General features: G+C 48.5%; 20 protein-coding genes. 8 read left to right on the top strand and 12 right to left on the bottom strand.

Annotated elements, in window-relative coordinates; all coding sequences use genetic code 11:
- Position 1 precedes the first annotated feature (1 nt).
- The 4 genes from BLS44_RS06620 to BLS44_RS06605 form a co-directional block, all read right to left on the bottom strand.
- Positions 2 to 790 (bottom strand): segregation and condensation protein A, encoded by a 789-nt coding sequence (locus BLS44_RS06620; RefSeq protein WP_090389279.1) that lies wholly within the window; start codon positions 788 to 790, stop codon positions 2 to 4.
- Between the two features lie 105 nt (positions 791 to 895).
- Positions 896 to 1315, bottom strand: a complete 420-nt coding sequence (mscL, locus tag BLS44_RS06615; RefSeq protein WP_245729122.1) for a large conductance mechanosensitive channel protein MscL — start codon at positions 1313 to 1315, stop codon at positions 896 to 898.
- Positions 1316 to 1387: 72 nt separating this feature from the next.
- The gene (gene frr / locus BLS44_RS06610; RefSeq protein ID WP_090389277.1) at positions 1388 to 1951 is read right to left on the bottom strand and encodes a ribosome recycling factor; all 564 of its coding nucleotides are present in this window, start codon (positions 1949 to 1951) and stop codon (positions 1388 to 1390) included.
- Between the two features lie 103 nt (positions 1952 to 2054).
- Entirely contained in the window at positions 2055 to 3143 is a 1089-nt protein-coding gene (locus BLS44_RS06605) for an MraY family glycosyltransferase (protein WP_245729121.1), read from the bottom strand.
- A gap of 225 nt (positions 3144 to 3368) precedes the next feature.
- Between BLS44_RS06605 and BLS44_RS06600 the strand changes: the two genes are divergently transcribed.
- Positions 3369 to 4202, top strand: coding sequence for a transketolase (locus BLS44_RS06600; protein ID WP_090389275.1), 834 nt, complete (start codon positions 3369 to 3371; stop codon positions 4200 to 4202).
- A gap of 366 nt (positions 4203 to 4568) precedes the next feature.
- Here the strand turns inward: BLS44_RS06600 and BLS44_RS06595 are convergent, their stop codons facing one another.
- Both BLS44_RS06595 and BLS44_RS06590 read right to left on the bottom strand, forming a co-directional pair.
- Complete coding sequence (locus BLS44_RS06595) at positions 4569 to 5792, bottom strand: FtsX-like permease family protein (protein ID WP_090389274.1); 1224 nt, start codon at positions 5790 to 5792, stop codon at positions 4569 to 4571.
- A 72-nt stretch (positions 5793 to 5864) separates the two neighbouring features.
- Positions 5865 to 6236, bottom strand: a complete 372-nt coding sequence (locus tag BLS44_RS06590) for a ribosome-binding factor A (protein WP_090389273.1) — start codon at positions 6234 to 6236, stop codon at positions 5865 to 5867.
- 173 nt (positions 6237 to 6409) lie between these two features.
- Between BLS44_RS06590 and BLS44_RS06585 the strand changes: the two genes are divergently transcribed.
- Positions 6410 to 8224 (top strand): ABC transporter ATP-binding protein, encoded by a 1815-nt coding sequence (locus tag BLS44_RS06585; protein ID WP_090389272.1) that lies wholly within the window; start codon positions 6410 to 6412, stop codon positions 8222 to 8224.
- A gap of 101 nt (positions 8225 to 8325) precedes the next feature.
- On the opposite strand, the gene gltX is transcribed toward BLS44_RS06585, so the two are convergent.
- The 4 genes from gltX to BLS44_RS06565 form a co-directional block, all read right to left on the bottom strand.
- Positions 8326 to 9855 (bottom strand): glutamate--tRNA ligase, encoded by a 1530-nt coding sequence (gene gltX / locus BLS44_RS06580; protein WP_090389271.1) that lies wholly within the window; start codon positions 9853 to 9855, stop codon positions 8326 to 8328.
- A gap of 75 nt (positions 9856 to 9930) precedes the next feature.
- Positions 9931 to 12801 (bottom strand): S9 family peptidase, encoded by a 2871-nt coding sequence (locus BLS44_RS06575; protein ID WP_090389270.1) that lies wholly within the window; start codon positions 12799 to 12801, stop codon positions 9931 to 9933.
- 125 nt (positions 12802 to 12926) lie between these two features.
- The gene (locus BLS44_RS06570) at positions 12927 to 13553 is read right to left on the bottom strand and encodes an endonuclease III domain-containing protein (protein WP_090389269.1); all 627 of its coding nucleotides are present in this window, start codon (positions 13551 to 13553) and stop codon (positions 12927 to 12929) included.
- Between the two features lie 166 nt (positions 13554 to 13719).
- Positions 13720 to 15183, bottom strand: a complete 1464-nt coding sequence (locus BLS44_RS06565) for a patatin-like phospholipase family protein (RefSeq protein ID WP_090389268.1) — start codon at positions 15181 to 15183, stop codon at positions 13720 to 13722.
- Between the two features lie 129 nt (positions 15184 to 15312).
- On the opposite strand from BLS44_RS06565, the gene BLS44_RS06560 reads away from it, so the two are divergent.
- Positions 15313 to 16224 (top strand): hypothetical protein, encoded by a 912-nt coding sequence (locus tag BLS44_RS06560; protein WP_090389267.1) that lies wholly within the window; start codon positions 15313 to 15315, stop codon positions 16222 to 16224.
- Between the two features lie 124 nt (positions 16225 to 16348).
- The gene (locus BLS44_RS06555) at positions 16349 to 16780 is read left to right on the top strand and encodes a class I SAM-dependent methyltransferase (protein WP_218127704.1); all 432 of its coding nucleotides are present in this window, start codon (positions 16349 to 16351) and stop codon (positions 16778 to 16780) included.
- Between the two features lie 59 nt (positions 16781 to 16839).
- On the opposite strand, the gene BLS44_RS06550 is transcribed toward BLS44_RS06555, so the two are convergent.
- A complete protein-coding gene (locus BLS44_RS06550; RefSeq protein ID WP_090389265.1) occupies positions 16840 to 18684 on the bottom strand; it encodes a 2-oxoacid:acceptor oxidoreductase subunit alpha in 1845 nt (614 codons plus the stop codon).
- Positions 18685 to 18855: 171 nt separating this feature from the next.
- Positions 18856 to 19236: a RidA family protein gene (locus BLS44_RS06545; RefSeq protein ID WP_090389264.1), complete on the bottom strand. Its 381-nt coding sequence runs from the start codon at positions 19234 to 19236 to the stop codon at positions 18856 to 18858.
- 76 nt (positions 19237 to 19312) lie between these two features.
- Between BLS44_RS06545 and tsaB the strand changes: the two genes are divergently transcribed.
- The 4 genes from tsaB (at position 19313) to BLS44_RS06525 (ending at position 22498) form a co-directional block, all read left to right on the top strand.
- Entirely contained in the window at positions 19313 to 19975 is a 663-nt protein-coding gene (gene tsaB, locus BLS44_RS06540; protein ID WP_090389263.1) for a tRNA (adenosine(37)-N6)-threonylcarbamoyltransferase complex dimerization subunit type 1 TsaB, read from the top strand.
- 104 nt (positions 19976 to 20079) lie between these two features.
- Positions 20080 to 20418 (top strand): ArsR/SmtB family transcription factor, encoded by a 339-nt coding sequence (locus tag BLS44_RS06535; protein ID WP_051107132.1) that lies wholly within the window; start codon positions 20080 to 20082, stop codon positions 20416 to 20418.
- A gap of 102 nt (positions 20419 to 20520) precedes the next feature.
- Positions 20521 to 21168 carry a rhodanese-like domain-containing protein gene (locus tag BLS44_RS06530; RefSeq protein WP_090389262.1) on the top strand — a complete coding sequence of 216 codons (648 nt, stop codon included), beginning with the start codon at positions 20521 to 20523 and terminating at the stop codon, positions 21166 to 21168.
- A 181-nt stretch (positions 21169 to 21349) separates the two neighbouring features.
- Complete coding sequence (locus tag BLS44_RS06525) at positions 21350 to 22498, top strand: aspartate aminotransferase family protein (protein WP_090389261.1); 1149 nt, start codon at positions 21350 to 21352, stop codon at positions 22496 to 22498.
- Positions 22499 to 22688 lie beyond the last annotated feature (190 nt).

Below are 22688 nucleotides of genomic sequence, written 5' to 3'. Positions count from 1 at the left end.
GTTAAGAGAATGTGGTTTCAATAACCGTCATGGATTCTTCACGGTCTTCCGGTGCAACATACTCCAGTATAAAATTATTCTTTCCCTCACCGATCATGATCTTCAAAAAGCTTTGCTGCACCAGCTCCAGTACCGACAGAAAAAGGAAGATCGCATGTACCCGTGTTTCCGCATAATCAAAAAGCTTTTCAAACGAAAGGGTCCGGGAACGCTGTGCTTCCTCCATCACCCTGGTCCGGCTGTTCTCCATAGAGTAGTTGTAGCGCACTACAGTATGCACCGGTGTATTCACCTTATCGGAGTACCGCTGCATCGCTTTTTCAAAAGCCTTCATTAACTTAAACATGGTAATGGCATGGATCTCCGTACCCTCTCCCGCTTCTTCGCCAATTGCCGACAGCTCTTTTTGGATATTGCCTCTTTTTACCATCAGCATCCGCATGGCCTCCAGCTCGGCCATTTGTGCAGAAGCCTCCTTAAAGCGTTTATACTCCAGTATTTTATTGACCAGCTCCTCGCGCGGATCGATCTCATTTCCCTGGGCATCCAGCTCTTTGCGGGGAATCAGCATTTTTGCCTTAATACGCATCAGCGTGGACACAAACAGTATAAACTCGCTGGACAGCTCAATATTCAGCGATTCCTGTTCTTTGATATAAACCAGAAAATCGTTGGTGATCTTGGTAATGGGAATGTTATAGATATCCAGCTCATCCCGTTCAATAAAGAACAGGAGCAGGTCAAAAGGCCCTTCAAACTGGGAAAGTTTTATCTGGTATGTTGTACTCACTTAAAAACTTTAAATCGGTAAAAGAAGACAAATGTAACGAATAAGCCCTGACACTAAAAACGCCCTGCCGGAGCAGAGCGTTATTGTGAGTAATTTGGGCAGATTTTATCGCTTTTTAAGCTCATCCCTTATCTCGATCAGCAACTGATCGGTAGACGACGGACCTTCAGGCGGCGGCGGTGGTGTTTCCTTCTTCATTTTATTCATGGCCTTCACCATCCAGAAGATCACGAGTGCCAGCAAAAGGAAGTTGATGGCAATGGTAATAAAATTACCATAAGCAAAGATGGATGTGTCGGCGATCTTACGGGCTTCTTCCAGCTTTGTGCCGGGGGGAACTGTTCCCTTTAATACCAGGTAAAGACTGCTGAAGTCAGGCTTCCCGATAATGGCGCCAACTACCGGCATAATGAGGTCATCGATGATGCTGGTAACGATCTTACCAAAGGCACCGCCAATGATAACACCCACTGCCAGATCGACTGCGTTTCCCTTAATGGCAAATTCCTTAAATTCTTTAAGCATTCCCATGTAATTGATTTTTAAGTTATAAAAAGTGATTCGGATTACTGAGTCTTCAGTCTGAATAACACATCACTACACAGCCATGATCTCTTTTTCTTTGATCGCCAGGTATTTCTCAACAATTGCAATATACTTATCCGTAAGCTGCTGGGCAATGGCTTCTGCATCCTTCATGCCATCCTCGCTCAACCCTTCCTTTTGCAGTTTTTTGATCCCTTCGATAACCTCACGGCGGGCGCTCCGCACACCGATCTTCGAATTTTCCCCTTCGGCAAAACTTTTCTTTACCAGCTCCCTTCTCCGCTCCTCTGTAAGCGGGGGCAAAAACAAGCGGATATTAACACCATCGTTTTGCGGGTTCAGGCCTATATTGGCTGCAATGATCGCCCGTTCTATCGGTTGAAGCATGTTTTTTTCCCAGGGCTGGATATTGAGGGTCCGTGCATCCAGTACAGTAATATTGCCTACCTGGTTGATCGGCATCGCAGATCCGTAATAGTCTACATAAATTCCATCCAGTATTTGCGGATTCGCCTTCCCTGCCCTGATCTTTGCCAGCCCCGACTCCAGGTGCGTGATGGCTTTCTTCATACCGTCCTCTGATGATTCAATTAGCTTACTTACTTGTTCCTGCATAAAATGAAAAAATTTAATCCCGATCGCAATCGGGACTGCAAATCTAATGAATGGAACTGAAACTATAGAGCACTGCCTGCTGAAATGAAGAAATTGCCCCCTCTTAATGAAGATGATTCTGAACCTTTTCCTTGGTTTGCAGGTTGATGACCTTGGATTGTGAAGGAGCCGACATCCGCTCCTGTTTGGTTTGGTTCACCACATATCTCCGGTGAATGACCAGCTTTCTTTTGGGTAAGGTATAGTAAAGAACAGCCAATGCTATAAAGGAACACCCAAATAAAGCCAGGATCAGCATGGTATTACCAAAACCGCGGCACAGATAGGTAGCCAGGATCAGGAAGATATTGGCCGATACACAGATCAGGGTCACTGTCGAATGCCCCAGGCCCCGGTCCAGCAATAAATGATGCACATGGTTCCTGTCCGGGGCAAAAGGAGACCGCCCCCGAAGGATCCTGTTCCCGAAAACCCGGATGGTATCTACAAGTGGCACGATCAGCACAGAAACACCTACGGCAACCGCGGAAGTTATGGGAAGCACCGCACCGGGCTCGCCGGCAATATTGATAAATTTCAGCACCAGTATGGATACGACCATTCCCACCAGCAAGGAGCCGGAATCGCCCATAAAGATCCGGGCAGGATGATAGTTAAAGATCAGGAAGGCCATAAGAGCAGCTGAAAGACCGAAAGAGAATGCCGCATAAGGATACATCTTCGCCAACAGGAAATAGGTGCCGAAAAGCAAGGTAGCCATCAGGCCCAGGCTGCCGGATAAACCATCAATACCATCGATCAGGTTATAGGCATTAATGATCAGGATAATAATAAAGTAGGTCAGGGGTACTCCATACATCGGGTCCAGGGTCTCCATCCCCAAAACGCCATGCATGCTTTCCAGGCGCACCCCGCCAAGATGAATGATAATCGCCGCTGCAATGATCTGTGCCACGAATTTTTTTGTGGCGGATAAGGCAATGATATCATCCTTCAGCCCAATAAAAAAGGTAAGCGTGGCTGCAGCCAGGAAATAACGCATTTCCGGTGCATTGGAAAAATTAATGCATAACAGACCCGCAAAAAGAAAGCCGACAAAAACGCCAACCCCGCCTAAAGAAGCGATTGCATGCGTGTGAAGTTTTCTTTCATCAGGTATATCATACAGTTTCTTCTTGTCAGCTATTAGCATCACGACCGGAATTGCGAGAAACGCAACTATAAAAGCGATTATAGCTGTTACCAGAATTTCTAGCATCAAATAAGGTTTACAAGAACAAAAGTAAGATTTATCACCAAGATAGCAATTTTTATGCACATTTTAATAATTATTTAAACCGGGAAAAGAACAGAATTCATTGCTACTGAGCAGGAATTATCAAAAAAAAAACGCACATTTGCTGTTCAAAAACAAATTATGGCAAGTTTACAGGAAATTGCATCACAGGTTAGGCGTGATATTGTAAGAATGGTTCACGGAGCAAACAGTGGTCACCCCGGAGGCTCCCTGGGATGCGCTGATTTTTTGACCGCCCTGTACTTTAAAGAAATGGAACACAATCCTGCCTTTAATATGGATGGGATCAATGAAGATCTTTTCTTCCTGTCAAACGGCCATATTTCACCGGTATTCTATTCCGTCCTGGCCCGTTCAGGATATTTTGATGTAAAGGAACTGGCTACTTTCCGGAAAATAAACAGCCGGCTGCAGGGGCACCCTGCCACACATGAGCACCTGCCGGGTATCCGCGTTGCAAGCGGGTCGCTGGGGCAGGGAATGAGCGTTGCCATCGGCGCGGCACTGAGCAAAAAAATGAACAAAGATACGCACCTGGTATTTTCACTCCATGGTGACGGAGAACTGAATGAGGGACAGAACTGGGAAGCCATCATGTTTGCTTCATCCCACAAAGTAGACAACCTGATCGCTACTGTAGACTGGAACGGTCAGCAAATTGACGGCCCTACCGATAAAGTGCTGAACATGGGTAACCTGGCTGATAAATTCCGGGCCTTTGACTGGGAGGTAATGGAAATGAACGGTAATGATATGGACGAAGTGGTAGCAACCCTCGATAAAGCCAAAGCCGCTACCGGGAAAGGAAAGCCGATCGCTATTATGATGCACACCATCATGGGTAAAGGCATCGATTTTATGGAAAATGATCATGGCTGGCACGGGATTGCGCCCAATGACGAGCAACTGGCCAAAGCGCTGGAGCAGTTGCCGGAAACACTGGGAGACTATTAAGTTCCGGGTTTAAGGTTCAAAATTTCACATTCGGCATTCACATTTTGCCAGTAACAAACAGATTTCATGCCCCAGGCCGGGGGAAAGGTTGAGGTCAGGACCGTTTTAATGTTCCGTGAGCCTCCGGCATTGCCTGTTGATACGATCTTTTGCCTGTTGACATCGGCTCCGGTTCAGGAGTGTCCATTGCATTTTTCACTAGCTATACGCAGGTTGTTTGTTGTTTATAATAAGCCGGCATCAAAATTATTTCTTTTCTCGGTCAGTGAGGACACTGACCGTGGCGTGGGCCGTGGTTTGTGTCCTCACAAACCACTAGTAATTACGCATTTTAATAAAATTGATCCCGGTTCATTATTAAGGATTTTATTCTGCCTTTAATGAAAATTCCTTTCTTGAGGCCTTCCGGGCAGGCGTCCACGATGCTACAAACGCAATGATGAGCACGGTAATGGCCACCAGCAGGAAGTCGCGCAATTTTAGCGCCACCGGAAAATAGTCGATCAGAAAAGAGCCGCCCTGCAGGGGCACCAGGTGAAACTGCTTTTGCAGGAGTACCATTGCCAACGCCAGCAGCATGCCCATCCCCCCCCCGATCATTGCCAGCAAAAAGCCTTCACTCAGGAATACTTTCAGGATAAAACCACGGTCAGCCCCCAGGGCATTCAATACACTGATATCCTTTTGTTTTTCCAGGACCAGCATGGTCAGCGCTCCTACCATATTAAAAGCGGCCACCACCAGTATCAGGCTCAGGATGGCGTAAAAGACCCAACGTTCCAGGTTCATAATAGCATACAGGCTCTGGTTTTGCTGGTAACGGTCCTGCACCGTATACCCCTTGCCAAAGAGCTGCTGCAGGGACTGCTGTACCTTTGCCGTTACCGAAGGATCTGTTACGGCTATTTCGATGCCGCTGAACGTCCGGGCATCGAGCCCCATTGCCTGTTTCAGGAAGCTGATCTCCGTAATGGCATACTTATTATCAAAATCCTGCTGTATCACGAAAGTGCCTGCGCTCCGTATCGTATCCGGGGTAATATTGCTGGCCGCGTCAAAGGCCTCCGACTCGCTTTTACGCGGGATATAAATGCTCATAGGCTCCACGTTTGGAGAGGTACGGATGCTCAGAGAACCTTCAATGCCGCCCCCTACCACCAACCGGGGATGCTCCGCTGTACCGATATCGAACCGCCCGTTCACCATATGTTCCGCAATGCCATTAATGGCTTTAAAGCGGGCATCCACCCCTTTCAGGGATACCAGCGCCTGGTTGTCCCCGTTCCGGAGGATGGCTTTTTCCTCCACCACCAGTGAAAAGTTGCGCAGGCCGCTGACGCCCCTCAATTGCTGCAATTGTGTTTCAGTCAGCACGAGGTATTTCCCGGATGCCGGTATTACCTTAATATCTGGGTAAAAAGAAGAATACAATGATTTTACCAATCCTTCAAAACCATTAAAGACACTCAGTACCAGGATCAATGCAGCCGTGCCGATCATGATCGCAACAATACAGATCCACGCAATGATATTGATCACATTCGTGGATTTTTTTGCCCTGAAATAACGCCAGGCGAATAGGAATTGCAATTTTGATGATTTTGATGATGATCCGGTCTTTAGCGCTCCCGGTACTAACAGCTGACTGCTGAAAGCTGAGTACTACTCCGGCTTCTGCTTCCGCTCTTCTTCTATTTTCTTAAAGAGTTCTTCCATCTTAAACACATGGTCCAGCGTGTCATCTGCATAAAATTTCAGTACCGGTATATTGCGCAGCTGATGCCGTACCGCTGCGGCCAGTTCCTTTTTTATTTCGTGGTGCCGCTCCTCTATCCGTTTCTGCGCCGCTTCGGCATCGTTCACCTGGAAAAAACTCAGGTAAAACCGGGCCTCCAGCAGATCGGGCGTTACCTTTACGCCGGATATAGAAACCATACCTCCATCCATCATATTCAATCCCAGCCTCCGGAAAATGCCATTCATTTCTTCGTTCAACAACGCTGCTATCTGTTTTTGCCTTTTACTTTCCTGCATAATCTTCGCTTTCTGTTCCGTGTAAAATTACTTACTTTACATGTTTTAGTAACGATAACAGGTACATAAAGTTTTTTTCCGCAGCTTCGCAATCATAGCGCTTCTACTGCATTTTTAGCAGTAAAACCGGCAGAACGCTGAAAAACGCTTATAGTTCCGCCATAAATTCCGGAATGAAAAAATATTCAAGGATCTTACATTATCTGCGGCCTTATAAAGGCAGTATCTTCCTTTTCTTTTTATTTACGGTCCTTTCAATCGTGTTCTCTTTATTCAGCTTTGCCCTGTTACAGCCATTTTTTGATATCATCTTTTATGGCAACAAGCCCCCGGCACCGGCAGAAACCGCCCCCAATATTCTAACCGGTCTAAAAAGTTTTTTAATGACCCTGGTGAACGGAACAGCTCTTACAGCCGTACAGCTGCTGGGCGCCATTTGCGTGGTGCTGATCGTCGCTATTTTTTTAAAGAACCTGTTTCTTTATCTTTCTTCCTATATATTGAATCCTGTTAAAAACAGGATCGTCAATACTTTCCGGTCAGATATTTACGATAAAATACTGCTGCTGCCCATCGGGTATTTTACAGAGCAGCGCAAAGGCGATCTTCTGAGCCGGGTAACCAACGACGTGAACGAGGTGGAAGGTTCCGTTATTGGTGTGCTGGAAGGCTGGATCAAAGATCCCCTGAATATTATTTTTACCCTTGCAGCCCTGTTCCTGATCAGCCCGGTTCTTACCGGGGCCATCCTCCTGTGCATTCCCGTGATCGGCTTTATTCTGGGGAGGATCTCGAAAGCGCTGAAACGCCAGTCGAACGAAGCTGCTATCAAACTGGGTGAATCGCTGTCGATACTGGATGAAACACTCAATGGCCTGCGGGTGATCAAAGCATTTAATGTTGAGGGTGTTTTAAAAGACCGGTTCGATACGGTGAACGATGCCCTCACCGACGCCAGGAACCGCATCAGCCGCAGGCGGGATATGGCCTCCCCGATGTCGGAGTTTTTAGGGGTGATGGTATTTGTGGGTATTCTATGGTTCGGTGGCAGGCTCATCCTCTCCCACAGCATCGACCTGGAAGCCCCCGCTTTTTTTGCCTACCTGGCCATGTTCTACAACCTGATCAATCCCGTCAAAACGCTTTCCACTTCCTTCAGCAATCTAAATAAGGGCGCTGCAGCAATCCAGCGGATCGAGGAAGTACTGAACACACCTGTTACTGTTGATGATAATCCCAATGGGATGGAACTAAAACAGTTTGAGGATGCCATCACCTTCCGGAATGTGACGTTTGCCTATGAGGACCACGTGATCCTGGAGAACATTGATCTTACCATCAAAAAAGGCCAGACCGTAGCCCTGGTAGGCGCTTCGGGAGCCGGAAAGTCTACACTGGCGGACCTGATCCCCCGCTTTCATGACGCCACACAAGGGGCTGTCCTGATCGATGGGGTCAATATCAGGGACTATTCGCTCCATTCTGTCAGAAGCCAGATGAGCATTGTAACACAGGAGCCGATCCTGTTTAATGATACCATTGCCAATAATATTGCGCTGGGGGAAGCAGGCGCCGGTGTGGAAGCGATTGAGCAGGCTGCAAAGATCGCTAATGCACACCCCTTTATTATGCAGAAGGAGCTGCAATATGCCACCAATATCGGCGACCGGGGCAGTAAATTAAGCGGGGGTGAGCGCCAGCGCCTGACCATTGCCCGCGCCGTATTAAAGAACCCGCCGATCCTTATACTGGATGAAGCGACTTCCTCCCTGGACACCGAAAGCGAGCGGCTGGTGCAGGATGCCATCAATAAGATGATGCAGAACCGGACCAGCATCGTGATCGCACACCGGCTGAGCACCATCCGGAACGCGGATGAGATCATTGTTCTCCGGAAAGGCCGGATCGTAGAACGGGGTACCCACAGCAGCCTTTTGGTACAAAACGGCTTTTATAAAAAGCTGGTAGACATGCAGGAGGTGAAGTGAGGAGCGCAATTTGAGAATCGGGCTATCAGAAGCGAAGCGCTGAAAGCTGATCATTGATGGCTAAAAGCGGATTGCCCCGTTCTCGACCCTCGATCCCCATCTTACCCCAACAAGCCCAGCGTATGCTGTATCCGCTTTATGGTTTCTTCTTTGCCCAGGACCGCAGCAATATCAAAAACATGCGGGCCAAACTTACCGCCTACCAGCATGATGCGCAGGGGCAGCATTACTTCCCCCGGCTTGAGCTGATTGGCCGCTGCAATCTCTTTAAAATTATTTTCAAGTACCTCCGCGTTCCAGTCGGTGTTAAGCTCATAGTTGCGGATCACTTCGGTAAAAAATAATTGCTTCGCTTCATTCCATTTAGGCTGGATAGCCGTAATATCCATATGCTCAGGCATTCTAAAGAAATAGGCCGTTTGCTCGTAAAAATCCGTCAGCAGGGTGGTCCGGTCTTTTACCAGCTCCACAATATGTTGCAACAGCCGGTCATCCGGCACAGAAAGGCCCTTTGCTTCCAGTACCCCCCTTACACGCCGGGTCAGCTCTTCGGGAGCCAGTTTTTTGATCCATTCATGATTGTACCATTTCGCTTTCTCGTAGTCAAACTTTGCTCCGGAACTATGTACCCGGTCCATAGAAAACTTACCGGTCAGCTCCTCCAGTGAAAATAGTTCCTGCTCGGTACCGTCGTTCCAGCCCAGTACTGCCAGCAGGTTAATAAACGCCTCGGGCAGGAATCCCTTTTCCTTAAATCCCTCGGTCAGCTCCCCGGTTTTGGGATCTGTCCAGTTCATTGCAAATACCGGGAACCCGTATTTTGCCCCATCGCGTTTGCTTAGTTTGCCGCTTGGCCCCAGGATCAGCGGGAAATGCGCCCATTGCGGCATATTTTCCAGGCCAAACAGGTATTTCCACAGCAGGATGTGCACCGGGGCGCTGGGCAGCCATTCTTCCCCGCGAAACGCATGGCTGATCTTCATCAGGTGATCATCCACCACCACCGCCAGGTGATAGGTAGGCATACCATCTGCTTTCAGCAATACCTTATCATCCACAAGGGAAGTATTAAAGCTTACATCTCCACGGATCATATCAGTAAACCCTACGGTTTCATTCTCCGGCATTTTAATGCGGATCACATGCCGGGTATTTTCACGTAACAGCCGGTCAACCTCTTCTTCTGACAAGGTCAGTGAGTTCCGCATTTTATCACGTACGTGATGGTCGTATTGGGGAGAAGGATTTTGTTCGGTTTTAAAATCCTGCCGCATCCGCTCCAGTTCTTCCGGGGTATCAAAGGCATAATAGGCCTGCCCCTTTTCAACCAGCTGTTCCGCATAGGCGCGATACAGTTCTTTGCGCTCGCTCTGGCGGTAAGGGCCATACGCCCCACCCTGTTTTACACTTTCATCCGGTTCCAGACCGGCCCAGGCCAGGCACTGAAAAATATATTCCTCCGCACCCGGTACAAAACGGGTCTGATCGGTATCCTCGATCCTCAAAATAAAATCACCTCCATGCTGACGCGCAAACAGGTAGTTGTACAAAACGGTTCTCACACCGCCCAAATGCAATCCGCCGGTAGGCGAAGGCGCAAAACGCACCCTTACTTTTTTATCCGTTGTCATAGGCGGCAAAAGTACTCTAAAGTTTCAGGTTCAACGTGGAACTAAGCTGAAACTTTGAACTTTAAACACGAAACCTTATTGCTCCAGCCCCCAGTTAACGCCTTTATTTACTGCCGGAACTCCCTCTGTAAGCCAGCGGGCCGGTTTAGCCCCCTTCAGCAGCCAATCAAAGAACTGTTGTTCCCGTATGGAAATATCCTTCCTGTTTTTACGCTGTACCAGGTTGTGTTCTTCCCCGTTATAGTTAAGCATCCATACCTGCTTACCCAGGCGGCGCATGCCTGTAAATAATTCGATGCCCTGGTACCAGGGCACGGCTCCGTCATTATCGTTGGCCATGATCACCAGCGGCGTGGTAACTTTGGGAAGATGAAACAGCGGCGAATTTTCGATATAGAGTTCGGGCTTTTCCCACAGGGTGGACCCGATGCGGCTCTGCGTTTTTTCATACTGGAACTGCCGGTTTACCCCGCCTTTCCAGCGGATACCACCATAGGCGCTGGTCATATTGGCCACCGGGGCACCAGCCCAGGCTGCAGCAAACATAGGCGTCATCGTAATCAGCTGGGCCACCTGTATTCCCCCCCAGCTTTGCCCCTGGATGCCCATATGCGCTGCATCTACCCAGGAATGACGGGTAAGATCCTTAGCTCCGCTAACGATATAATCATAGGCACTGTTTGCCGGGTGACCAACCGTATAGGAAATATCCGGTGCCAGTACCACGTAACCCCGGCTTACAAAAAAAGAAATGTTCAGCCGGCTGGGAGTGGGTGCAGGCGCAATGTACCGGAACAGGTTATCTGAAAGCTTTTCGTAAAAATACAGCAGTACCGGGTACTTTTTAGTGCTGTCAAAATCTTCCGGCAGGTAAAGGGTTCCGGTAGCGGATTTACCGGAAAAAGTGGTCCAGTGATATAACCCCGCCGTTCCCCAGTTGTACTGCAACTGCTGGGGATTGGTGGCGGAAAGCTTTGTCTCCTTCCCGTTTGCGAAAACATACAGATCGGGCGACTGTGTATAACACTCTTTTGTATATGCATACACGGCAGCATCCTTAGCCTTTGCCACCGAATCAAAATAAGAGGGCTGTTCCCGGAAAAGTGCAGGCGTAAAAAATGAAAAATCAAGCCGGTTGTTTTCCAGCACTGCAAACCCCGCTTTTTTATTTTCATTGTTGAAGACGTGCAGCAGGTTCTTATCAGCAGACCTGATATAGCGCGCTTCCGGATCTGTTGCAATATACCGGTAGGTAACCTGTTGCAGCCTTCCGTTTTTTGTCAGGTTTACCGGAAGCGCTTTGCCCCGGGGATCTACCATCCATATATCGTAGCGGTCATAGATCAGCACCGACCGGTCGCCCTCCGTCCAGCCCATGATCCCATAGGGAGCGGGCTCATCCGGCACATCATTTTCTTCATCATATAACGGCACATTGATGGCCGCGGTTATATTCCGGGCCGTTGTGCCGTCAAAAACAAAATAATTCTTTTGCCGGCTATCGTACCACAATACATATTTTCCGGAAGGCGCGCACCAGGAAGCAGCGATGGGCCCTTCGAGGTTTTGAACCACCGGCACATAGCGGCCATTGCGGATATCCATCTTGTATACATCTTTTCTGGTACGGCCCATCCATTGCGATTCTACACGGCGGCCGGTATCAGTAACCGCTATAAAACAGATCCCGTCACTCTCCGGAGCTTCATAAACATTGGGAAGTTCCCGGCGCCCTACCTGTATCATCCGGTTAGCGTCAAAATCATAAACCGCAAGGTCGCTCCGTTGCTGATCGCGCTTTTGATTTTCGAGCTGATAGGGCTGCAGGTAGTCGTCCTTATAATTCCAGATGTCCAGGTTCACTTTATCAATATCCACCAGGGTGGTGTCCTTCGGTGGTTTTACAGGCGCCGTAGCAAATAACAACCGCCGGCCGGATTTACTAAAGCTCAGTTTGCCGAATTCGCTCACCGTGCTTCCTCCGGGCATATGCTGAGTAAGTGTATCCACCAGTACTATTGCACTGTCCATCCCCTGCCGGTAGTACCAGAGTTTGTAAAACCGTTGCAGCGCTTTGGGCCTGGCGTCCCTTTCTGCCAGAAAAGCAAGGCGGTCGCCCTCATCCGACAACACCAGGCTCTTAAAATCATTACCACCCCTGAGCAGGGTATCCGTTTTCCCGGTTTTCAGCTGATACAGGAGCACGCGCGCCGTGCGGCTCGTATCTTTCAGATCCAGGGTTTGCACCATCAGCAGCTGGCTGCCTTTTTTATTGAAAGCGTAGTCACTGATATTGAAGAAATACCGCTGTGCACCACTAATCGTATTCACCAGCAACAACCGGTTATTCATGCCATAATCCGTAACGCTGTCCTTCCCCTCCCCTTCGCGGGGTTTTAATGTGTTGATGACATACTGCAGGGAATCCACTACCTGTTGCAGACTGTCTTTACTTTTATCCGATTGGTATACCGGCTTTTTGGCCGGCTCATTTTTCAGGAGACCGGCCACCCATTCATTTTGATCTTTAGGCCCTTTATAGGAGATCAATCCGGGTAATTTCATGATCTTGTCATCGCCCAGGTTAACCACTGCAAACGAATCACGCGGCATATCTGCGGGCTTCTTTTTTTTGATCTTTGCCTGCCGCAACTCGGCAAACAACGGCTTTATCCTGAAAACAACCGTCCTGTTATCCCCGGTAATCCGGGCATCATAGCCTCTCGGAACCACTTTTTTGTAGGACTGATCCGTAGCCTGTATAACTAATGCATCATCACCTTCCTGCACCTGGATATTATATACGATCCATTTACCATTATTACTTATTACGGATTTACCAATAGATTGCCACTGGTCATAAACCGTATGATTCAATGGCTTTTTTTGGGCATGAATACCGGAACAGAGCCCCCCTGTAAAAGCCAACAATATCAATTTCTTCATCAAGCTGTTTTGGGGCTAAAGTATATTTTTTTACTGAAACGCTGTTTTGAAGCGCTGCACAATCTCCGACACCGGCAAACAAGGGGCACAGGCACCTGCCTGAGCAGTCCGCCCGGAGGATCCTGTTACTGGCTGTTATAAAATGCGCAAACCGTATGCATCAGGCATATTTCACACTTCGGATTTGTAGGGCGGCAGAGCTCCCTTCCTAAAAATGAAATGGCCATGCCGGCATCCCAGTCTTTTTGAGGTAACACATCCATGATCTGTTTTTCAATTTTTTTGGGATCGGTTCCTGTAGCAATCCCCAACCGGGGCGCCACACGTACCACGTGCAGGTCCACAATTACCCCTTGCGCAGGCCGGCCACTTTCCCTCAGGATCACGTTGGCAGACTTTCTTCCGATCCCCTTCAAGGCCGTAAGCGCTTCCAGCTCCATCGGGATTGCTGCATCTTTTTTGATCGCACCTGCGATTTCTGAAAGCCATTTAGCCTTGTTGCCAAAATTGCGCACATCGCTGATCTGCTCCGCGATAGCAGCTTCCGTGGCTTTGGAAAGCGCCGTCATGTTGGGAAAGGATTTAAAGAACGCCGGGGCAATCTGGTTGATATGCCGGTCTGAATCCTGAGCCGACAGTACCACCATCACCAGCAACTGGTAAGGGTTCTTATACTCAAGCGGGTGTTTAGTGGATTGGTATTTCTTTAAAAGCGGTTGAATGGCCTTGGGCCAGTTGACAGGGGCGCTCATAAAATAAAATTTGCATTGAAATTACGATTTTTTGAGCGATCCGGGGGATTGAGAATTTGAGAACGGAGACATGAGATTCGAGACCAATGATCATTGATCCGGATGTATCGTAAATTTCAGCCGGCCGCCGGATGCTCAGATATCAATTCCCAAAAATGATTAGTGTTTATGATTTCCCCGGTTTCTTTTCCAGCGTCACCTGCATCAGGCTTCTGTCCATTTTATAAGCGTCCCAGTCAAAGTTCAGCAGGAACCGGGTTGCAGCTGCCGCACCACGCTCAAATAATGCCAGCTTTTCTTTGTCGGTGATAAAAAAATTCAGCCAGTTAAAATCCGCCAGGGGTATTGTGCCGATACCACGGGAGTACATTTTATTTTTCAGCTGAAAATCCTTGTCGTAGTAGTTCCGCACGGTATTAAAGATCCTGGAGAAATAGCCCGTCAGCGTCCACCCCGATGCATTCTTACCCGTATCCCCGGGGTTGCTGTCGTTCAGGTCGATCCCAAAAACAGGGAGCCGGGGCACCACCACCCGGGGATTATAGAAGATGCTGATGGGGAAATTGGATAAGATCCCCCCATCTACAAAACGGGCTTCCACCGGTGGCTCTCTTTCTCCAAAGGTGTCCATCCAGGCTTTTTTGATGTCTTCGTTGGTATTCGGTATCCCGTAAATAAAATAGGACTCAAAGAACAGGGGGATCGCCATAGAGGCCCGTACCAGGCCAGCCGGGTGTAATTCGTCCATCCGGTCGGCGGTACGAAACAGATTGCACATTTTCGGGAACTCGATCTTGTTTTCGGTGATCAGCTCGGAGGCAATGACCGTTACATCCGGTCCCAGCCCCTCCAGCCCATCCGGGTGCTCATGCCTCAGATGAAGCCCTTCAACCGGCTGACCGGCCTTATTGCGAAAATCCTCCACATTGGCCACACCATATTCCTTCATCAGCTGCTTTAGCCAGTCGTAAAAAAAATCCCCGGGATTGATGCCGTAACCGCTGGACCGGAGCCGCTTCAACAAGCGGCTGATATACCAGGCCAGTACTCCCAGCAATAAGGTAATAACCAGGAGCACCACCACCAGTGTTTGTGTAAATTGCCGCATGGGCGCATTATGAGGCAGCAGCCACAGGCATACAAAAGTTACTGCCAGCAAAATGGAATAAAAGATGCCGAGCCCGTTTGCCCAGCTTTTCAGTTTTTTTAAAAACCCGGTGCGGGTAATAAACTTTTTGATCAGCCAGCGGGCAGCAGGATGCCCGTCTACCAGGTTAAAGAAATTGAGTTGTGTAATCGCTTCAAGAATGCCCGCCGATTTTTCCGATTCCTTTTTTCCAACGATGGCCAGCAACGCGGTATTGATCGCCCCGGCACTGGTTCCGGCCAGCCGCATAAACCGGATGCCCATCTGCTCCAGGATATAGGTATACCCCACCAGGGCCACTCCCAGCACGCCCCCGCCTTTCTGAACCAGGTTCACATACTGATGCCCCTCCTTATCCAGGGTATCAGAAATGATCAGCCGCTCGCCGTTTTCACCAAACCGGTCTTTTAGTATGCGCAGCTGCTCCTGCACCCCGGAACTTTGCAGAAAATCATTTACGGTTAATTTTTTAGAGGCGGGCATCTTCCAGTTTTTAGAATCAATAAATCCTTTATAAAGGTAGTTGATGTATCTTTTATTCTAAAATCGCTATTTTCGGGTATAGACCATACGATGCACTCACCGGTTTCAATACTTACAAAATGCCTCTTCATGGTACTGATGGCCACTCTTACAGCCTGTATCAATCAAACGGGAAAGGACGCGCATCCGGAGCTCCCGGAGTTTCCCCAAACCACTGCCTCCCGTCTCGTGGTCCAAAAGCTGTTTGATCATTGCCAGGAGATCTATTACAACGATGTTGCAATAGTTGCCTATACAGGTGATACGATGATCATTTATGATTTAAAAAATGATCGAACAAAGCGCATCCCGGCAGAAAGCTTTGCGTATATAGAAGGTTATTTTGTTACAAAAGACACAGGGAACATTTATCAAGGATGGGACCAGGTCCGTTTTGAAGGGCACCCGCTCCGGGTCATCGATGAAGGTCCCCGCTTCCGGTCTATCGCCGACAGTATTTCCGCTGTCTATGCCAAAAGCGGAGATGACGGAGGCGCTATCACCGACTCTTTATTCAATCATTATTTTTACACCCGTTACAGGCTGCATAAAGATTCCATTCCCTTTACTGTTCAGGTGGATGCCGATGATTTTTATATAAAAACCCCGGAGGGACTGTGTATTTTTTTGAATATCCCCTACTGCCTGGAAGCAGCCATCAGCCCTGCCGTAATAAGAAAGCCCCGGGTACAGTCTGCCGTTAAACCTCAATTGCAGAAAGTACCTGCAGGAGGCCCCTCCAGCAGCAGGTTCAAAAAATTTGATTATGCCATGATGCGTAAACACTGGACCTCAGGCGGGGGAAGCAATCATTATGTGGGCGCGCTCCCGGTTTTTGCGGAGTACGGGTATTACTATTATGAATTTCTTGTAGGCAATATTTCCGGGAAATTTAAAATACCGGGGAACAGCGACCCTTTTTTTGACCTTGCAACCATTAGCCCCGGCCAGTTTCTTACCACCAGGGGCGGCAGCATTTACAGGGTATCTGTAAAACCCTGACGGCAGCGGGACTGTTCTGGCATTTTCTTTTATACCTTTGGGCTGTTGCGATCCCGGCTGGTGTTAGCCCCTCCTTACCGGAAACCGCTTTTACAGGATGGCTCCTTTAATAATACCCCTCATCATGCAACTTTCTCCCCGCCTGGCCGCTATAGTAAATGCCCTGCCGCTTTGGCCAGGTATCCGCGTGCTGGAGATCGGGTGCGGACCGGGTGTTGCCGCCCGTGAAATTGCAAAACGTATCGGCAACGGGTATATCCTGGGAATCGACCGCTCGGCAAAAGCCATTCAGCAAGCCCGGAAAAGCGCCCTGGCTGGAATAGCACCGGGAATACTCGAATTTCAGCAGATCGCCGTAGAAGACTTTAAACTGCCGGCCGGCGATCCGCCGTTTGACCTTGCCTTTGCAGTTCGCGTAGGAGCCCTGGACGGGCGGCACCCCCAATTGGAACAACAGGCGCTGGCAAACATTGCCAAAGCCCTTACAAAAACGGGACGGTTGTTCATCGATGGCAGTAATCCACTAAAAGAGCTATCGCTGCTCCCGTATCGCTAAACAGAGCGCATAAATAAAGCGGGGAGCTGGTGACCAGCTCCCCGCTTTATTACGGATCCTTACAAATAGTTTTCGATCTCTTCTACCAGCTCCTGCTTGGTAATAGGAACGCCCATAATTTTATGATAGCCTTTTGCGTCGACCAGGTACTGGTCGCGGATGATCTTTATCAGCTGACCATTGTTGATCTCGGGGATCAGCACCGTCTTAAACCGCCGCAGCAGGTCACCCAGGTTCTTGGGAAAAGGGCGCAGGTGGCGCAAATGTGCATGGCTTACAGACCGTCCCTGTGCCTGCAGGTCCAGTACCGCCGATTTAATGACTCCATAGGTAGATCCCCATCCCAGTACCAGCACATCCCCTTCCGGCCTGCCGGTATCAATTTTTTGTTCGGGAATAAACTCAGCGATCTTGTCTACCTTTTCCTGGCGGATCTTCACCATTTGCTGATGATTGGCCGGGTCATAGCTGATATTTCCTGTAATATTCTGTTTTTCGATACCGCCAATACGGTGCTCCAGCCCCTTTGTGCCCGGCACAACCCAGGGCCGCACCAGGTTCTCATCCCGGATATAGGGCTGAAACTGCTCTTCATGATGTCCCAGCTCCGTCTTAAATTTCACATGGATCGGGTGCAATGATGCTTCTGTCGGGAATTTCCAGGGCTCCGCTCCATTGGCAATATACCCGTCGCTTAAAAAGATCACCGGGACCATATGCTGCAAGCTGATCTTTGCCGCTTCATATACAGCATCAAAACAGTCGGCCGGGGACAATGCGGCGATAACCGGCATAGGACATTCCCCGTTGCGGCCGTAGTAAGCCTGCAGCAGGTCCGATTGTTCTGTTTTGGTGGGCAGCCCCGTTGAGGGTCCTCCCCGCTGCACATCGATGATGAGCAGGGGAATCTCCAGCATCACCGCCAGCCCCATGGCCTCTGTCTTCAGCGCCATACCGGGTCCGGATGTAGTGGTAACACCCAGCGATCCTCCGTAGGAAGCACCAATGGCCGCGCTGATGGCAGCTATTTCATCCTCTGCCTGGTAGGTGCGGATGCCAAAATTCTTATGCCGGCTTAACTCATGTAAGATATCGGATGCCGGCGTGATCGGGTAGGTGCCCAGGAACATCGGCAACCCGCTTTTTTGCGATGCGGCGATCAGCCCAAGGGCCAGTGCCTGGTTTCCCATAATGGAACGGTAAGTACCGGGATCCATACGTGCTTTTTCCACCTTATACGTAGTGGTAAATGCTTCCGTGGTTTCCCCGTAGTTATACCCCGCCTGCAGTACTTTTATATTGCTATCCAGGATCTCCGGGCGTTTGCCAAATTTTTCCTTTAAAAAATCAATGGAACTTTCCATGTTCCGGTCATACATCCAGTATAAAAAGCCCAGCACAAACATATTCTTTGCGCGGTCCTTTTCCTTGGTCCCCATGGTGTATTCCTTCAGTGCCTCGCGGGTCATTTTGGTCACATCCATCCTGATGACCTCATAACTCTGTAAACTGTCGTCGGCAATGGGGTTTTCCCCTTCGGGGTAATTGGCCAGCCGCAGGTTCTTGGAATCAAACCCGTCGGTATTTACAATGATCTTCCCCCCCTTTTTGAGCGTTCTGAGATTGGCTTTTAAGGCAGCCGCATTCATGGCCACCAGCACATCATAGTTATCACCGGGTGTATAAATGCTATCCGATGAAAAGCGAAGCTGGTAACCACTTACGCCGGGCAGGGTGCCCTGTGGTGCCCGTATTTCTGCCGGGAAATCCGGAAAAGTGGAAAGATCATTTCCTAATAAAGCTGTATTGTTGGTGAACTGTGTTCCGGTCAATTGCATACCATCGCCGCTGTCTCCTGCAAATTTGATGACTACATCCTGTAGCACCTCCTGATTTCGAACCATATCAAAAATTATTGGGATGCAAAGGTACAACAGTTATCGGGAGCTTCTACCACGAATTTGTAAAATGACCGGCAGCGGGCAGCTTATAGCAGTCAGCCATCAGTTATCAGCCACAACTGTCCCCCTGTTGCCCCGTCACATAACACTGAAAACTGATGGCTGATTACGGCCCTACCGTACCGCAATCATGCTGATCTCTACATTTACAAACTTGGGGAGCGCCGCTACCTGAACGGTTTCGCGCGCCGGAAAATCAGCTGTAAAATATTGACCATAAACACTGTTGATCTCAGCAAAGCAATTCATATCGGTGATAAATAGGGTAGATTTTATCACGTTGGAAAAATCCAGGCCCGCTTCCCCAAGGATCGCCTTCAGGTTGCGCATACATTGATGTGTTTCCTCTTCAAGGCTTTTGTTGTTGAGCTCCCCGGTTTGAGGGTCTATACATACCTGCCCTGAAATATACAGGGTGTCTCCCGCAAAAACGGCCTGGTTGTAGGGGCCGATAGGCGCCGGGGCATTAGCGGTGGTTACGATCTTTTTTTCCATTGCTGATCTTTTTGGAAAACGAATATAGTTTTAATGGATTGTATGTACAAAAAGCTGTTTGTGTTATTTTTGTGGAATGGCTTTGTTTTTGAATATTGATACCGCAGTGGATTATGCATCGCTTTGCATATCGGAAAACGAAAAAATAATTGCCGGTACAGAAAACGCTGCCACTACCGCCCATGCTTCCTGGATCAATAATGCCATACAGGACCTCTTTGCCTCAAACCAGCTCTCATTGAATGATTTAGATGCTATCGCCGTTAGTAATGGCCCCGGCTCCTATACCGGGCTGCGCATTGGTCTGGCAACGGCAAAGGGACTGTGTTTTGCCCTCAGTAAACCGCTGATTTGCCTGGATACGCTCCAGATCATGGCCAGCACCGTAAAAGAACAGGCTGCTGATCTGATTTGCCCCGTTATCGACGCCCGGAGGATGGAAATCTATTCAGCTGTATACAAAAAAGATTTAACAGTCCTGCGCCCCCCGGAGGCCCTCATCGTGGATGCGCACAGTTTCCGGGATCTGCTGGCAGATCATTCCCTGTTATTTACCGGTAATGCGATTGGCAAATTGCAACCGGTTATAACGCATTCAAATGCAGTCTTTAGCAATGCCCGCCACAGTGCAGCAGACATGCCCTCTTTAACGATTAAGCACTTCGCGGAAAGTCAATTCACCGATCTTTCATACACCGAGCCTTTTTATCTGAAGGCCGTGCATTTTAACAAAAATTAAATTAGGGAAATTTATATACGTTTTTGGCACCTGCAAATATCAAATAATTTAAATGGATGTATACCTTTGTTGGCCATTCAAATAAACTCTATTTATACAGAACAATGAGCAATTACCAGATTTCTTTTACGTTAAAAAAAGAAAACAGTAGCCACATCACTGTTGACACTCTCAATGTAAAAAAAGCCGCCTTGATCCTGAGAGCCTTTAACCACAAATTGAGACAGCAAATTCTGAAGCTGATCGACACCCAGGACAAAATCACCGTCACTGAGATCTACGTAAAGCTACGTATTGAGCAGTCGGTAGCCTCACAACACCTTGCCATCCTGCGCAAGGCTGAATTTGTAAACACAGAGCGCGACGGAAAATTTATTTACTACACAGTAAATACCGATCGTATGAAGGAATTAAACCGCTTTGTGTCAGATCTTCTTGGTTAAACTACAAGGACTTTTAAGATCTTTCAGAAGTACCCTCTTTTTATAGGAGCGGTACTTTTTTTTACCCATAACTTTGCTCCTATCTAAAACAGCAGGAAAAAAATGAAGACTTTAGCGCTGAGCGATTTTTTACAGGCCGCGGAAAACGGTCCGGTGATCCTGGATACAAGACCCACAGAACTCTTTAAAGCAGGCTTTATCCCCGGGAGCATTCACGTACCTTTTGGTGCCAAACAATTTGATGAGTGGGTTGCAGCAGTACTGGAAAAGGAAACGCCGGTTTTACTGGTAGCCGAAACAGGCAGTTTTACCGGAGCAGAAGAAGGGTTGAAACGACTTGGGTACGCCGTTACCGGAAGCCTCGAAGGCGGGTTTGAAGCCTACCAGGCCGCCGGCAGCCCTTTAGATATGATTATTGATGTGGAATCCGATGAACTGATGATGGATATCCCTTTTGATGAGCACCTGATCGTTATGGACGTTCGCAAACCCATCGAGTATGCAGAAGGGCATCTGAAGGATGCCATTAACCTGCCCCTGACAGATCTGAGAGATCCCCTGCGTATTTCCGCCGTTGAGGAGAAAGACAACCTCTACCTGCATTGCGGTGGCGGTACACGCAGTGTGATCGCCGCCTCCGTTTTAAAAAGACAGGGACTGCATAACCTCCGGAACGTTGCGGGAGGATGGAAGAAAATCAAGGAAGAGCCCCGGGCAGAAATCGTAAAGGAACCGGGAATACTGAATTAGCAGCAAATGGTTAACGGATCATCGCTCACCGGGTAATGGAGGCCGTTGTCCGGGTATATCCGAAAATGACAGCATCGATTCTGCACGATGAACCATTTACCATGAACTATGAACAATTTTACTTAATTTTATAGCCTCAATTGCCTGTTTACAGGCATATTTTTTTTAAACCAACGGTAGAATGAATTTATTTGATGTTTACCCCTTGAACGATGTTACTATTGTAAAAGCGAAAGGGTCTTATGTTTGGGACGACCAGGGCAACCAATACCTGGATCTTTATGGCGGGCACGCTGTTATCAGTATCGGGCACACCCATCCGCATTGGGTAAAACGCATTGAGGAGCAGCTGGAAAAGATCGCATTTTATTCCAATTCCATCCGGATACCGTTGCAACAGGAACTGGCTAAAAAACTGGGAGAAGTTTCGGGTAAGGAAGATTACCAGCTTTTTCTCTGTAATTCCGGAGCCGAAGCAAACGAAAATGCTTTAAAACTGGCTTCCTTTTACAATGGCCGCAAAAAGGTTATCGCTTTTAACAAGGCTTTCCACGGAAGAACCTCGTTGGCCGTGGCCGCTACCGATAATAAAAATATCGTAGCACCGGTAAACGAAACCGACAATGTAGTATTTCTTCCTTTTAACGACGAAGAGGCACTGGAAGCGTATTTCGACAAACATGGTAAAGAAGTATCTTCGGTGATCATCGAAGGGATCCAGGGTGTTGGAGGCATTAATGTGGCCAGCGAGTCCTTTTTAAAACTGATCCGCGCGCTGTGTACCAAATACGGGGCCCTGTATATTGCAGATAGCGTGCAATGTGGTTACGGGCGTACCGGAAAATTCTTCAGTCACGATTTTGGAGGTGTCAATGCAGACATCTACACCATGGCAAAAGGGATGGGGAATGGCTTTCCTGTAGCCGGTATTATCATTGCACCACATATTCAACCCAAGCATTTTCAGCTGGGTACCACTTTTGGCGGCAATCACCTGGCCTGCGCAGCAGCCCTGGCCGTACTGGAAGTGATCCGCGAAGAAAAGCTGATGGGTAATGCCGTAATGGTAGGAAAATACCTGCGCGAAGAGCTTGCCGCCATGCCGGAAATCAAAAATGTAAGAGGGCGGGGCCTGATGATCGGCTTTGACGTTCCCGGAGAACTCGGCGCCCTCAAAAAGAACTTACTGAACAATCATAAGATCTTTACAGGAGAAGCCAAACCCAATGTGATCCGGCTGCTGCCATCCCTTGCATTAAAGAAAAAAGATGCGGAAGAATTCATTGAGGCCATAAAGGAGGAAATTGCAGCACTGCACGCCACGGTGTAATAAAGGCTTTATGCGAAGGACGGATACAGGTTATTACTGCATTGCCAACAGGAACTGTAATGCAAATACATAGTGATGATACCGGCAACTCCGGGCAATGCTACTTCAAAACCGGAAGCCCGTTGCAAAAAAGCAACTATTTTTTTACCATAAATGCTAACTTATGAAAAAAGAAACCACCATCCAGGTC

Source organism: Niabella drilacis, assembly GCF_900101395.1.
Lineage (GTDB): Bacteria > Bacteroidota > Bacteroidia > Chitinophagales > Chitinophagaceae > Niabella > Niabella drilacis.
The sequence above is the reverse complement of the archived record's forward strand: the minus strand, read 5'-3'. Positions and strand labels throughout refer to the sequence as shown.